Source organism: Bacillus cereus group sp. Bc061 (assembly GCF_027715825.1).
GTDB lineage: Bacteria > Bacillota > Bacilli > Bacillales > Bacillaceae_G > Bacillus_A > Bacillus_A paranthracis.
Map to the genome: position 1 here is coordinate 886,087 of NZ_JAQFTZ010000001.1, position 14,939 is coordinate 901,025.

Below are 14,939 nucleotides of genomic sequence, written 5' to 3' on the forward strand. Positions count from 1 at the left end.
ACATTAAATGAAAAACATTATCAATGAATAATATTTTAATGAAAAGTACACTTGACCAATTAGTTTAGTAAGTGTATTATTTTTTACATCAATAATGATAATCATTATCATTATTTATTTAATTAGATTGATTTTTAAATGAAAGGATAGAGGAAATGAACTTAGGGGAATTTGATGGGAAAACTGTTTTAGTAACAGGTGCAGCTCAAGGTATAGGTAGTGTTGTTGCTAAAATGTTTTTAGAAAGAGGAGCTACAGTTATTGCGGTTGATCAAAATGAAGAGGGATTAAACGAACTCTTAAATGAAATACATTTGAAAACGTTTTGCTTAGATGTGAGTGATAGTACCGCAGTTGAACAGATGGTAAATGATATTGAAAATGAAATAGCTCCAATAGATATATTAGTAAATGTTGCAGGGGTTTTACGTATGGGAGCGATTCACTCGTTAAGTGATGAAGATTGGAATAAAACGTTTTCTGTAAATTCTACAGGAGTTTTCTATATGTCCCGAGCAGTAAGTAAACATATGATGCAAAGAAAGTCAGGGGCAATTGTTACAGTTGGTTCAAATGCAGCAAATACGCCGAGAATGGAGATGGCTGCATATGCTGCATCAAAAGCTGCTACGACGATGTTTATGAAATGTTTAGGATTAGAACTTGCAGCGTATAACATTCGCTGTAACGTAGTTTCTCCAGGTTCTACTGAAACTGAAATGCAAAGGTTACTATGGGCTGATGAGAATGGAGAAAAAAATATAATTGCTGGTTCTCAAAGTACATATAGACTCGGTATACCGTTACAAAAAATTGCACAGCCTTCAGAAATTGCTGAAGCAGTATTGTTTTTAGCTTCAGATAAAGCTAGTCATATTACAATGCATAATTTATGTGTTGATGGCGGAGCTACATTAGGCGTTTAATAAAAAATTCAGGGGGTTACTATACAATGAAGGAATTTACGGCTGTAAAGGAACTGTCAGAAAAATTACTAGAAGATTATAAGACTGAATCTTCATTCTTTTTCACTTCACCAACTCGAACGATATTAGCAGAAGGAGAGTTTACTACAGTAAAGCATCATGAAATTGAAAGTTTCCCAGAACTTGTACAAGCAGTATTATGTAATGCAAAACAAGCCGGAAATCTGAATCCTATCGTTGTCGGTGCTTTGCCATTTGATCGTAGAAAAGAAGTCCAACTTATCGTACCAGAATATAGTAGGACTTCTGAACGATTACAGTTGGATACAACAAATCAGCTTGAAACAAATGAAAACGTAACATTCGAAATGACGCCAATGCCAGCGCCTGAAGTGTATATGAATGGTGTGAAGCAAGGAATTGCAAAAATAAAGGGCGGGGATTTAAAAAAAATCGTTCTATCCAGATCGTTAGATGTTAATTCTTCCGAAAAGATTGATAAGCAAAAACTTCTTCGAGAATTAGCAGCGCATAATAAGCATGGATATACATTTGCTGTGAATGTATCGAAAGATGAAAATGAGAGTAGTAAGACGTTAATTGGAGCGAGCCCTGAATTACTCGTCTCGCGTAATGGTATGCAAGTTATTTCTAATCCGTTAGCTGGTTCAAGGCCACGTAGTGAGGATTCAGCTGAAGATAAGAGAAGAGCAGAGGAATTACTTTCTTCTCCAAAAGATTTACATGAACATGCGGTAGTAGTAGAAGCAGTTGCTGCAGCGCTTCGTCCGTACTGTCATACATTACATGTTCCGGAAAAGCCATCCGTTATTCATAGTGAAGCGATGTGGCATTTATCTACTGAAGTGAAAGGTGAACTAAAGGATCCGAATACTACTTCTTTGGAATTAGCAATTGCTCTTCATCCGACGCCAGCAGTTTGCGGCACACCGATGGAAGAAGCGAGAGAGGCGATTCAAAAAATTGAGCCATTTGACCGTGAATTCTTTACAGGAATGCTAGGGTGGAGTGATTTAAATGGAGACGGTGAATGGATTGTTACAATTCGTTGTGCTGAAGTACAAGAAAATACACTCCGTTTATATGCAGGAGCGGGCGTTGTTGCTGAGTCAAAACCAGAAGATGAATTAGCAGAAACATCAGCTAAGTTCCAAACAATGTTGAAAGCATTAGGATTAAATGATAGTTCACTTAATGAAAAGTAGGGGGCAGAAAGAATGCTAACAGGTTATACAAAATGGCCAAAAGAATTTGCTGATCGTTATCGAGAGGAAGGGTGTTGGCTTGGGGAAACATTTGGCGGGATGTTAAGAGAGCGAGCTGAAAAATATGGCGATCAAATTGCAGTTGTAAGTGGTAATACGCATATTACGTATAGTGAGTTTGATAAAAAAGTAGATCGATTAGCTTCAGGGCTACTGAATTTAGGAATAAAGCAAGAGGATCGAGTTGTAATCCAGCTACCTAACGTTATTGAGTTTTTCGAAGTATGTTTTGCACTATTTCGAATTGGGGCACTTCCTGTTTTTGCATTACCTTCACATCGAAGCAGTGAAATTAGTTATTTTTGTGAGTTTGGTGAGGCGAGTGCTTACGTTATTTCAGATAAAGCTCTCGGTTTTGATTATCGAAAACTAGCAAGAGAAGTGAAAGAGAAAGTGCCAACTTTACAACATGTAATTGTAGTGGGAGAAGAAGAAGAATTTGTGAACATAAGTGATTTATATATAGATCCCGTTCCATTACCAGAAGTTCAGCCAAGTGATGTTGCGTTTCTCCAATTATCAGGGGGGACAACAGGACTTTCTAAATTAATTCCTCGAACGCATGATGATTATATTTATAGTTTACGTGTTAGCGCTGAAATTTGTAATTTAAGTGCAAAGAGTGTCTATATGGCCGTTCTTCCAGTAGCACATAATTACCCGATGAGCTCTCCTGGAACATTTGGAACTTTCTATGCGGGTGGAAAAGTAGTGCTGGCAACTGGAGGTAGTCCAGATGAGGCATTTGCACTTATTGAAAAAGAAAAAGTTACGATTACTGCTCTCGTACCACCATTAGCAATGATATGGCTTGATGCTGCATCTTCACGTAATAACGATTTATCGAGTCTAGAAGTGATTCAAGTAGGTGGCGCGAAATTTAGTGCTGAAGTTGCAAAACGTATACGCCCTACATTTGGATGTACATTACAGCAAGTATTCGGTATGGCGGAAGGATTAGTGAACTATACAAGATTAGATGATCCGGAAGAAATTATTATTTATACACAAGGTAGACCAATGTCTGCACTCGATGAAATACGAGTTGTTGATGAAAATGACAACGATGTAAAACCTGGCGAAGTAGGTAGTTTATTAACAAGAGGGCCATATACAATTCGTGGTTATTATAAAGCAGAAGAGCATAATGCACAATCGTTTACAAAGGATGGATTTTATCGCACAGGAGATCTTGTGAAAGTAAATGAACAAGGTTACATCATTGTAGAAGGAAGAGATAAAGATCAAATTAATCGTGGTGGTGAGAAAGTTGCCGCGGAAGAAGTTGAAAATCATCTATTAGCACATGTTGCAGTACATGATGTAGCGATTGTATCTATGCCTGACGATTATTTAGGAGAACGTACTTGTGCATTTGTTATAGCTCGCGGACAAGCTCCGGCAGTAAGTGAATTAAAAAAATTTTTAAGAGAGCGTGGTATAGCAGCTTATAAGATTCCAGATCGAATTGAATTTATTGAATCATTCCCGCAAACAGGCGTTGGAAAGGTAAGCAAAAAAGAACTACGTAAAGTCATTGCTGAAAAACTTATTACAGTAAAACAATAATAAAAACCGGAAGGAAGTGATTAGATGGCTATCCCATCTATTTCAGTATATAAAATGCCAATTGAATCAGAACTACCAAAAAATAAAGTGGATTGGAAACCAGATCCGAAACGTGCGGTTCTTCTAATCCATGACATGCAAGAATATTTTCTTGATGCATATAGCGATAAAGAGTCACCGAAAGTAGAACTCATTTCAAATATTAAGGTGATAAGAGAAAAATGTAAGGAACTTGGTATACCAGTTGTTTATACAGCGCAACCGGGTGGACAAACACTAGAACAACGAGGGTTATTACAAGATTTTTGGGGGGACGGTATTCCTGCTGGACCAGATAAAAAGAAAATTGTCGATGAACTTACTCCTGATGAGGATGATATATTCTTAACAAAATGGAGATATAGTGCATTTAAAAAGACAAATCTATTAGAAATTTTAAACGAACAAGGAAGAGATCAACTCATTATTTGCGGTATTTATGCGCATATTGGCTGCCTTTTAACAGCTTGTGAAGCATTTATGGATGGAATTCAGCCGTTCTTTGTAGCGGATGCAGTTGCTGATTTTTCACTAGAACATCATAAACAAGCGTTGGAGTATGCGTCAAATAGATGTGCAGTAACGACATCAACTAACAGTTTGTTAACAGAGTTACAAGGTTTAAAAGATGATGATGAAATCACTTTACAAAAAGTACATGAACTAGTTGCACAATTACTTCGTGAACCAGTAGAGAGTGTTGGGACTGATGAAGATTTATTAAATAGAGGACTTGATTCGGTCAGAATTATGAGTTTAGTAGAGAAGTGGCGTCGCGAAGGAAAGGAGATTACTTTTGCGGATTTAGCAGAGAACCCAACAGTTGTTGATTGGCATCGCTTATTATCTCTGCAAACAGAACGTGTACTTTAATATAGACTACATAATAAAGGGGTAGTGAAGAATGCCTAATAGTCAAAAGGTTCGTCATTCGTTATCATCTGCGCAGTCTGGTATGTGGTTTGCGCAAAAATTAGATCCACTTAATTCAATTTATAATACTGGGGAATATGTAGAAATAAACGGAAATATTCATCAAGACATTTTTGAATTAGCTGTACGTAAAGTTGTAATGGAAGCAGAAGCACTTCATGTTCGCTTCGAAGAGGATGAAATTGGCCCATGGCAAGTTATTGAAGAATCACAGTTTCATATGCATTTTATTGACGTACGTAAAGAAGAAAACCCTGAAGAAGCTGCTAAAGCATGGATGAAAAATGATTTATCTATGCCAGTCGATTTGAAAAAAGATACTTTATTTACTGAAGCACTTATTCAAGTTGAAAATAATCGTTTCTTTTGGTATCAGCGCATCCATCACATTGTGATGGATGGCTATGGATTTTCACTTCTTAGCCAAAAGGTAGCGAATGAGTATACATCACTTATAGAAGAAACAAACAAGAATGAAAAGACATTTGGTTCTCTTGCAAAAGTTGTGCAAGAAGATATGGAGTATCGTGAGTCTAAACAATTTCAGGAAGATCGTACTTTTTGGTTAGAAAAATTTGTGGATGAACCAGAAGTTGTAAGTTTGGCAGAACGAGCACCGAGAACATCAAATGGATTTTTACGCGAAACAGCTTATTTATGTAGTTCTAGTACGAAAACTTTACTAGAAGATATCAATATTTCGTTAATAAGTTGGCCGGAATTCATTGTCGCTGTAACAAGTATTTATATGCATAAACTAACAGGTGAAAATGATATTGTTTTAGGTTTACAGATGATGGGACGTCTAGGTTCTGTATCTATTCATACACCGAGTATGGTAATGAATTTAGTACCACTTCGTCTTACTGTAACCCCAAATATAACTCTCGTAGAATTATTACAGCAAGTTTCTAAAGAAATCCGAGACGTACGTCGCCATCATAAATACCGTCATGAGGAATTAAGAAGAGACTTAAAGTTATTAGGTGAAAATCAAAGGTTATTTGGACCGTTAGTGAATGTTATGCCTTTTGATTACGGGCTTAACTTTGGTGGGAATCGTGGTATTACACATAATTTATCAGCAGGACCTGTCGATGATTTATCAATAAATGTATATAAACGTTTTGATCAAAATGAGCTAATGATTCATTTTGATGCGAATCCGGAAGTATATAATGGTGTGGAGCTAGCATTGCATAAAGAAAGATTTATGCAATTATTAGAATTAATGATAAATGCTTATCAAAAAGACGAGTCGATTGGAAAAATAAATATTACTCTTCCTGAAGAAAATCATAAAGTTTTATTGGAATGGAATGAAACGAAGGAAGACGATGAGTTAATCAGTCTACCTATATCATTTGAAAAACAAGTGCAAAAAACTCCAAATAAACTAGCGATTACTTGTGACGGTGTAAACTTTACGTATAAAGAGCTAAATGAACGAGCGAATGAACTAGCACATTATTTAGTAGAAGAAGGAATAAGACCAAATCAGTTTGTAGCTTTAGTATTTCCAAGATCAATAGAAATGGTAACTAGTATGCTAGCAGTTTTAAAGGCTGGTGCAGCGTATTTACCAATAGATCCAGAATACCCAGCTGAGCGAATAAATTATATAGTAAATGATGCAAAACCAGTTTGTATCATAACACATTCATCTGTTTCATCTAAGTTAGTTATAGAAAATGATATGAAAAAAATTGTATTAGATGACGAAGAAACGAAACTAGCATTACATACATATTCTCGTATGAATATAGAATGTAAGAATGATGTATCAATTTTAAACCCAGCCTATACAATATATACTTCAGGCTCAACGGGTAACCCAAAAGGTGTAATTGTTCCTATGAGAGGTTTAAGTAACTTTTTAATGGCTATGCAACAAAAGTTTTCGTTACATGAACATGATCATTTATTAGCAGTGACAACATTTGCGTTTGATATTTCTGCTCTAGAAATTTATTTACCTCTTATTAGTGGTGCAAGTTTAACAATTGCGCAAAAGGAAGACATTCAAGAGCCTTCTGCATTAACGACACTTTTACAGGAAGAAAGAGTGACCATTATGCAGGCTACACCGACGCTTTGGCAGGCGTTAGTAACTGATTATCCAGAGAAGCTACAAGGGCTAAACATACTAGTTGGTGGTGAAGCTCTTCCAGCGCATTTAGCAAATAAATTAAAAGAATTAGGTTGTTCATTAACTAATTTATATGGACCAACTGAAACGACTATTTGGTCTACTGTCATGAACATCGATGAAAGGGAAAGTGGTATACCTCCTATTGGAAAGCCAATTTGGAATACAGACGTGTATGTATTAGATGCAGGTTTACAACCAGTACCACCTGGAGTAATTGGTGAATTGTATATTGCAGGGGAAGGGCTTGCAAGCGGATATTTAGGAAAACCGGAGTTAACAGCTGAACGGTTTGTTGCAAATCCTTATGGAAAACCAGGGCAGCGCATGTACCGTACAGGTGATCTAGTAAAATGGCGCAGTGATGGTGTTTTAGAGTACATGAACCGCGCAGATCATCAAATTAAAATTCGTGGTTTCCGAATTGAATTAGCTGAAATTGAAATGGTATTACAACGCCATGAAAATATTAAGCAAGCAGTGGTTATGGTACGAGAAGATCGTCCAAATGATAAACGAATCATTGCGTATATTGTTGCCGAAGAGAAGGAAACGATTCATCTTTCAGAAATTCGTTCTTATGTTTCAGAAAGTTTAGCGAATTATATGGTGCCATCAGCATTTGTATGGCTAGAAGAATTACCATTAACGCCAAATGGAAAGGTTGATAGAAAGAAATTACCTGCTCCTGATTTTAATGGCATGAACAATGAGAGAGTTGCTAGAAATCCGAAAGAAGAAATATTATGTGATTTATTTGCAGAAGTACTTGGTGTTTCTCGCATTAGCATTGATGATAATTTCTTTGAAATGGGTGGACATTCGCTTCTTGCATCGCGTTTAATGGCAAGAATTCGTGAAACGTTAAGTGTCGAATTAGGAATTGGAAAACTATTTGAATCGCCAACTGTTGCTGAATTAGTGAAACAATTGGATCGAGCAAAAACTGCAAGACCAGCGATTAAGAAAGTAAGTAGGCCAAATGAAGTTCCACTTTCATTTGCACAGCGTAGATTATGGTTCTTACATTGTTTAGAAGGTCCAAGTCCTACTTATAATATTCCGTTAGTCATTCGTTTGTCTGGAAAGTTGAACGAGGGAGCATTACAAGGTGCCTTTTATGATGTAGTCGAGAAACATGAAACACTTAGAACAATTTTCCCTAACGTATTAGGTAGTTCCTATCAGAAAATTTTAGATATAGAAGATTTAAATCTAGAAATAATTAAAACAAAAATATGTAAAGAGGAATTAGAAAATGCGCTTGCAGAAGCGGTAAGATATAGCTTTAACCTCGATGTTGAACCAGCAGTTCGTTTGCAACTATTTACAGTGAATGAAAACGAACATGTATTACTAATTCTATTGCATCATATTGTAGGAGATGGCTGGTCGTTACAACCGTTGACGAGAGATTTTACAGCGGCGTATAAAGCGCGATGTCAAGGGAACAAAGTACAGCTGGAGACACTTCCAGTTCAATACGCAGATTATGCACTTTGGCAACAGCAATTGTTAGGGGATGAAACTACACAAGAAAGTCTCATTTCAACACAATTAGATTTTTGGAAGAAAGAGTTAAAGGGATTACCAGATCAATTGGAGTTACCTACAGATTATCAGCGTCCAATGGAAACGAGTTACAGAGGAGAAACAATTCATTTTCATATAGATGCAGGTATGCATAGTAGGTTAGTAGAGCTCGCACGGAAAAACGGAGTTAGTTTGTTTATGGTATTGCAAGCAGGACTAAGTGCGCTATTTACAAGATTAGGTGCAGGCACTGATATACCAATTGGAAGTCCGATTGCTGGAAGAAATGATGATGTACTTTCAGATATTGTTGGTTTATTTGTAAATACATTAGTGTTACGTACAAATACTTCAGGAGATCCAAGTTTTAAAGAATTATTAAATAGAGTGAAGCAGACAAATCTTGCAGCTTATGAAAATCAAGATGTTCCATTTGAACGACTCGTTGAAGTGTTAAACCCGGTGCGTACTCGAAATAGTCATCCGCTATTTCAAGTTATGTTAGCTTTCCAAAATACGCCAGAAGCAATCTTTGATGTCCCGGATATAGAAACGAGCCTTGAAATTCAAAGTGTTGGCTCTGCGAAGTTTGATTTAACATTTGAAATTAGTGAGAGTCACGGGGTTGATGGTACTCCGAACGGTTTACATGGTTTACTAGAGTTTAGTACCGATTTATATAAACATGAAACGGTTCAAAAACTAATAGAACGATTCATTTTGTTATTAGATGATGCGGCGACAAATCCAGATCAATCCATTGGCAGATTAGAAATATTAACTTTAGCAGAGAAAAATACAGTGTTAGAAAAGTGGAATGGTGGTTTTCAAATTGCGCCAGAAATGACATTGCCACAATTATTTGAAAAGCAGGTTCATATAAATCCAAATTCTATTGCTGTCGTCTTTGAAAATAAGAAATTAACTTATGAAGAGTTAAATAGAAAAGCAAATAAAATAGCTCGATTCCTAATAGCAAAAGGAATTGGTCCTGATCAACTCGTTGCTTTAGCGATGCCAAGATCATTAAACATGGTTGTAAGCTTATTAGCTGTTCTTAAAGCTGGTGCTGGATACCTTCCGTTAGATCCAGATTACCCAGCAGACCGTATTTCTTTTATGCTACACGATGCGAAACCATCATGTGTTTTAACGAATTCAGAAGTGGAAATTGAATGTAATGAGGCACTAAAAGTTTTAGTTGATAATGTAAAAGTAATAGAAGAAATTGAGAAACATAGTGAAGACAATATTGATGAAATGGAGCGCGTGAAGCCATTAACTCCATCACATATTGCTTACGTTATTTATACATCAGGTTCAACAGGTAGACCGAAAGGCGTTATGATACCTCATCAAAATGTAGTAAGACTTTTAGGAGCAACTGATCATTGGTTCCAGTTTGATGGAAACGATGTGTGGACGATGTTCCATTCATATGCTTTTGATTTCTCGGTTTGGGAAATTTGGGGACCTTTATTATACGGAGGGCGCTTAGTTGTAGTTCCACATACTGTAAGTCGCTCGCCGAAAGAATTTTTACAGCTTCTTGTTAAAGAAAAGGTAACTGTTTTAAACCAAACTCCATCAGCGTTCTATCAATTGATGCAAGCAGATCGTGAAAATAAAGAGATTGGCCAACAATTATCTTTACGATATGTTGTTTTTGGAGGTGAAGCACTTGAGCTAAGTCGATTAGAAGATTGGTATAGTCGACATCCTCATAACGCACCGAAGCTTATTAATATGTACGGTATTACTGAGACGACAGTACATGTTAGTTATATTGAGCTAGATGAGAGTACCGTTTCTTTACGAGCAAATAGTTTAATTGGGTGCAGTATACCTGATCTTAAAGTATACGTATTAGATCATTATTTACAACCAGTGCCACCTGGAGTAGTTGGAGAAATGTATGTTGCAGGTGCAGGGCTTGCTCGTGGATATTTAGGAAGGGCAGGTTTAACTGCAGAACGTTTTATTGCAGATCCATTTGGCAAGCCAGGTACAAGAATGTATCGTACTGGAGACTTAGCACGCTGGCGTCAAGATGGGACGCTAGATTATATAGGACGTGCAGATCATCAAATAAAAATTCGTGGATTCCGAATTGAATTAGGAGAAATAGAAGCGGTCATAATGAAACACCCTACAGTTGAGCAAGTAGCAGTTATTGTACGGGAAGATCAACCAGGGGATAAACGATTAGTTTCTTATATCGTCGCATCAAATAATGAAGCGATTGATATGAATGAAATGCGTCAGTTTGCTAGTGGTAGTTTACCAGATTATATGGTTCCATACGCTTTTGTAGTAGTAAATGAGTTCCCTTTAACTCCGAACGGTAAGTTAGATAGAAAGGCATTGCCAGCTCCAGAATTTATCGTATCATCTTCTAGTCGTGGACCAAGAACACCGCAAGAAGAAATGTTATGTGACTTGTTTACAGAAGTGCTAAGTGTACCTCAAATTGGAATTGATGACGGATTCTTTGATTTAGGTGGTCATTCACTCCTTGCAGTGCAGCTTATGAGCCGTATTAAAGAAGCACTTGGGATCGAATTAAATATCGGAACTTTATTTGCAGCACCTACTGTTGCAGGCCTTGCTGAAAGACTTGAAGTGGGAAATGGACAAAGTGCACTCGATGTGTTGCTTCCGTTACGAGCAAGCGGAAACCAATTGCCACTATTTTGTGTACACCCAGCAGGTGGATTAAGTTGGTGCTATGCAGGACTTATGAAATCTTTAGGAACAGATTATCCAATCTACGGCGTGCAAGCACGTGGTATCGCTAAAAATGAAGAACTTCCAAGAAGTTTAGAGGAAATGGCAGCGGATTATTTAAAACACGTTCGTGAAGTACAGCCTCACGGACCATATCGTTTACTCGGTTGGTCGCTCGGAGGAAATGTTGTGCATGCAATGGCAGCGCAACTACAAAATGAAGGGGAAGAAGTAGAATTACTCGTTATGCTAGATTCTTATCCTGGTCACTTCCTACCGAATACGGAAGCGCCTACTGAAGAGGAAGCGTTAATCGCATTACTTGCTTTAGGCGGATATGACCCAGATAACATGGATGGTAAACCACTTACGATGGAAAGTGCAGTTGAAATCCTTCGTACAGATGGAAGTGCATTAGCAAGTCTTGAAGAAGAGACTATATTGAACTTGAAAGAAACATATGTAAATTCGGTAGGATTATTAGGGAGATACGTACCGAAAGTTTATAATGGAGATATTTTATTCTTTAGATCTACTGTTATACCAGACTGGTTTGATCCTATTTCTCCAAATACATGGCTAAATTATTTAGATGGGAAAATTGTGCAGCATGATATTGATTGTAGACATAAAGATCTATGTCAGCCAGGTCCACTTACGGAAATTGGACAAGTATTAGCGAAATATTTGCAGAATAAGAAAGGGGTAAGGAGAGTATGACGAATCCATTTGAAAATGATAATTACACATATAAAGTATTAATAAATGAGGAGGGCCAGTATTCTCTCTGGCCTGTCTTTCTTGATGTACCTATTGGGTGGAATGTCGTACATGAAGAAGCTAGCAGGCACGATTGCTTACAATATGTTGAAAATACCTGGACAGATTTGAATCCAAAAAGTAATCAAGCTGGTGAAAAAATAGTAGTAGGAAAACGATAATGAAAGCAAAAATAAATCCAAAAGTAGTTGTAAGCATCGTATATATAACAGCGATGTTTATGGCTGCCATGGACGCAACGATTGTAAATGTAGCACTGCAAACGATAAGTAAGGAACTGCAAGTGCCACCATCTGCTATGGGGACAGTTAATGTTGGATATTTAGTTAGCTTAGCTGTTTTCCTTCCGATTTCTGGTTGGTTAGGAGATCGATTCGGTACGAAAAGAGTATTTCTAGCTGCTCTTTTCGTATTTACAACCGCATCTGCGTTATGTGGGATAGCGAACGATATTACATCCTTGAATATTTTTCGTATTATTCAAGGTGCTGGTGGGGGGCTTTTAACACCAGTTGGGATGGCGATGTTATTCCGAACATTTTCACCAGAGGAAAGGCCGAAAATTTCTCGGTTTATTGTGTTGCCAATTGCTGTCGCACCGGCAGTAGGACCAATTATTGGTGGCTTTTTTGTAGATCAAATGTCTTGGCGCTGGGCATTTTATATTAATCTACCATTTGGAATTGTTGCATTGCTATTTGGACTTCTATTTTTAGCAGAGCATGTTGAAAAATCAGCTGGTCGCTTTGATTCTCTCGGCTTTATTTTATCAGCACCAGGATTTGCGATGCTCATATATGCACTCAGCCAGGGACCGTCAAAAGGGTGGATTTCTCCAGAAATTATGAGTACTGGGATAGCTGGGGTTGTATTCATTACATTGTTTATAATCGTAGAACTGAAAGTAAAGCAACCGATGTTAGATTTACGCTTATTAAAAGAACCAGTCTTTAGAAAGATGAGCCTTATTTCATTATTTTCATCAGCTGGTTTACTAGGAATGTTATTTGTTTTTCCGCTTATGTATCAAAATGTAATAGGAGCATCCGCACTGGAATCAGGTCTTACTACATTCCCAGAGGCCATTGGATTAATGATATCGTCACAGATTGTGCCATGGTCATATAAGAAATTAGGAGCTCGTAAGGTAATTTCTATAGGGTTAATTTGTACGGCGATTATCTTTATTTTATTAAGTTTTGTAAATCACGATACGAACCCTTGGCAAATACGGGTATTATTGTTTGGCATAGGTATTTTCTTAGGCCAATCAGTTGGAGCAGTTCAATTTTCTGCATTTAACAATATAACGCCGCCTTCTATGGGGAGAGCAACTACTATATTTAATGTGCAAAATCGATTAGGTTCAGCGATAGGAGTTGCTGTTTTAGCTAGTATACTAGCCGGTTTTGGAAATAGCAGTGTGCAACATAATACTCATTCAGATTTATTGCCATATCAAGCAGCATTAATTGGATCAGCAATATTTTTACTCGTAGCATTACTATTTTCTTTACGTATTTCTGATAAAGAGGTAATGTCAAAAAAGAAGAAAAAACCGTTACCTGTATTACAAAAAGAGAAAGAAGTTGTAAATGAATAAGTTTGAAAATGGTCTTTTGAAATAAAATGATATTGGTATTTAGAAGGAGAGAGTTTACATGATAGAAAGTAAAGTTGTAGATTCTATACCGATTTTGAATGAGAATGATTGTCAAATATGGTGGGGAAGAATTTCGGATTTACAATCATGGCATTACAATTTACTAAATGATGTTGAACGAGAGAAAGCAAATTCATATCATCATTCGGCAGATCGTGCTCGTTTTATAATCGGTTGTGTAATTAGTAGATTAGTTCTAGGTAAAATACTTTCTATGTCACCAGTTCAAGTGCCAATTGATAGGCTGTGCCCAGTATGTAAGTTACAACATGGTAGACCACAATTACCAGAGGGGATGCCGCAGTTATCGGTTTCACATTCGGGTGAGTGGGTTGTAGTTGCATTTACAAAGTCTGCACCTGTAGGCGTTGATGTTGAACAAATGAATCCAGATGTTGATGTTATGAAAATGGTAGAAGGCGTATTAACCGACATTGAAATAGCGCAAGTTATGAAGTTGCCAAATGAACAAAAAATAGAAGGTTTTTTAACATATTGGACTAGAAAGGAAGCTGTGCTCAAAGCGACAGGTGAAGGTCTAATGATTCCACCAGTGGATATTACTATATCAGCTCCAAATGATCCTCCAAACTTGTTAGTTTTTCAGGATAGACAAGAGTTAGTAGAAAATACAGTGATGAGAGATTTAAGGCCAAGTATAGATTATATAGCTTCAATTGCAATATGTAGTAAAGAAGTCACCGAAATCATACAGCTGGATGCAGTAGCGCTTTTAAATGATAAATAAGTTTAATTAAATATTTTATAGAAGAGGTGTTCCTCATGCTAGTAGCGGAAAATAGAACAAATGAATCCACTTATAATGTACAAGCAATTAAAAATATTTTATTTTCTGGAGATACATCATCTATTCATGCTTTAGAAAAGTTATTGAATGATACAGTTCAGTTTGATGTTCTAGAACAAGAGGTGCTGGATAGACAGTATATCCCGAAAGAAGCAAAGAGTTTCTTTGATAAAAACGGAACATTTCTTTACCGTGTATCCAATATTAGTTATAAAGGGAAAGTATTATCTGAAAATCTCATTTTTGCGGATACCTCGTTTTTACCAAATACAATAAAGAGGGAGCTAGAGAGTGGAAACATTCCAGTTGAAAAACTTATAGAAAAGATGGAAGTAAGAAGGAACGTATTATATGAAGGATATCAGCCTTCTGGGAATATTATTGAATTATTTGATGGATGCTCTGTTTCGGCGCATGTGTATCCAACAAGAAAATATCAAATTGTAAGTAACTGCAGATGCATATTTTATATTTGCGAGGTGTATCATGCAGAAAATATAAAGCAATTACTAAATTAAAACAAGAA

Annotated in this window: 9 protein-coding genes; all 9 read left to right on the plus strand. The window is 36.8% G+C overall.

The features are described from left to right. Positions 1-155 precede the first annotated feature (155 nt). The 9 genes from dhbA to PDQ40_RS04615 are packed head-to-tail and all read left to right on the plus strand — an operon-like array spanning position 156 to position 14,931. Complete coding sequence (dhbA, locus tag PDQ40_RS04575; protein WP_001048422.1) at positions 156-926, plus strand: 2,3-dihydro-2,3-dihydroxybenzoate dehydrogenase; 771 nt, start codon at positions 156-158, stop codon at positions 924-926. Between the two features lie 26 nt (positions 927-952). Further along, positions 953-2,152: an isochorismate synthase DhbC gene (gene dhbC, locus PDQ40_RS04580; RefSeq protein ID WP_000657805.1), complete on the plus strand. Its 1,200-nt coding sequence runs from the start codon at positions 953-955 to the stop codon at positions 2,150-2,152. A gap of 12 nt (positions 2,153-2,164) precedes the next feature. Then, positions 2,165-3,781: a (2,3-dihydroxybenzoyl)adenylate synthase gene (locus tag PDQ40_RS04585; RefSeq protein WP_270691249.1), complete on the plus strand. Its 1,617-nt coding sequence runs from the start codon at positions 2,165-2,167 to the stop codon at positions 3,779-3,781. 24 nt (positions 3,782-3,805) lie between these two features. Beyond that, a complete protein-coding gene (gene dhbB, locus PDQ40_RS04590) occupies positions 3,806-4,693 on the plus strand; it encodes an isochorismatase (RefSeq protein ID WP_001007245.1) in 888 nt (295 codons plus the stop codon). Positions 4,694-4,724: 31 nt separating this feature from the next. After that, positions 4,725-11,882, plus strand: coding sequence for an amino acid adenylation domain-containing protein (locus tag PDQ40_RS04595; RefSeq protein ID WP_270691250.1), 7,158 nt, complete (start codon positions 4,725-4,727; stop codon positions 11,880-11,882). Next, a complete protein-coding gene (locus PDQ40_RS04600; RefSeq protein WP_000184064.1) occupies positions 11,879-12,103 on the plus strand; it encodes an MbtH family protein in 225 nt (74 codons plus the stop codon). Before PDQ40_RS04595 ends, PDQ40_RS04600 begins: the two co-directional genes overlap by 4 nt. Beyond that, positions 12,103-13,545: an MDR family MFS transporter gene (locus PDQ40_RS04605; RefSeq protein WP_000644781.1), complete on the plus strand. Its 1,443-nt coding sequence runs from the start codon at positions 12,103-12,105 to the stop codon at positions 13,543-13,545. The genes PDQ40_RS04600 and PDQ40_RS04605 overlap by 1 nt, the downstream gene beginning before the upstream one ends. A gap of 58 nt (positions 13,546-13,603) precedes the next feature. After that, positions 13,604-14,353: a 4'-phosphopantetheinyl transferase Sfp gene (gene sfp, locus PDQ40_RS04610; protein WP_000572990.1), complete on the plus strand. Its 750-nt coding sequence runs from the start codon at positions 13,604-13,606 to the stop codon at positions 14,351-14,353. A gap of 35 nt (positions 14,354-14,388) precedes the next feature. Next, complete coding sequence (locus PDQ40_RS04615; RefSeq protein WP_000959145.1) at positions 14,389-14,931, plus strand: hypothetical protein; 543 nt, start codon at positions 14,389-14,391, stop codon at positions 14,929-14,931. The last annotated feature ends 8 nt before the right edge of the window (positions 14,932-14,939 follow it).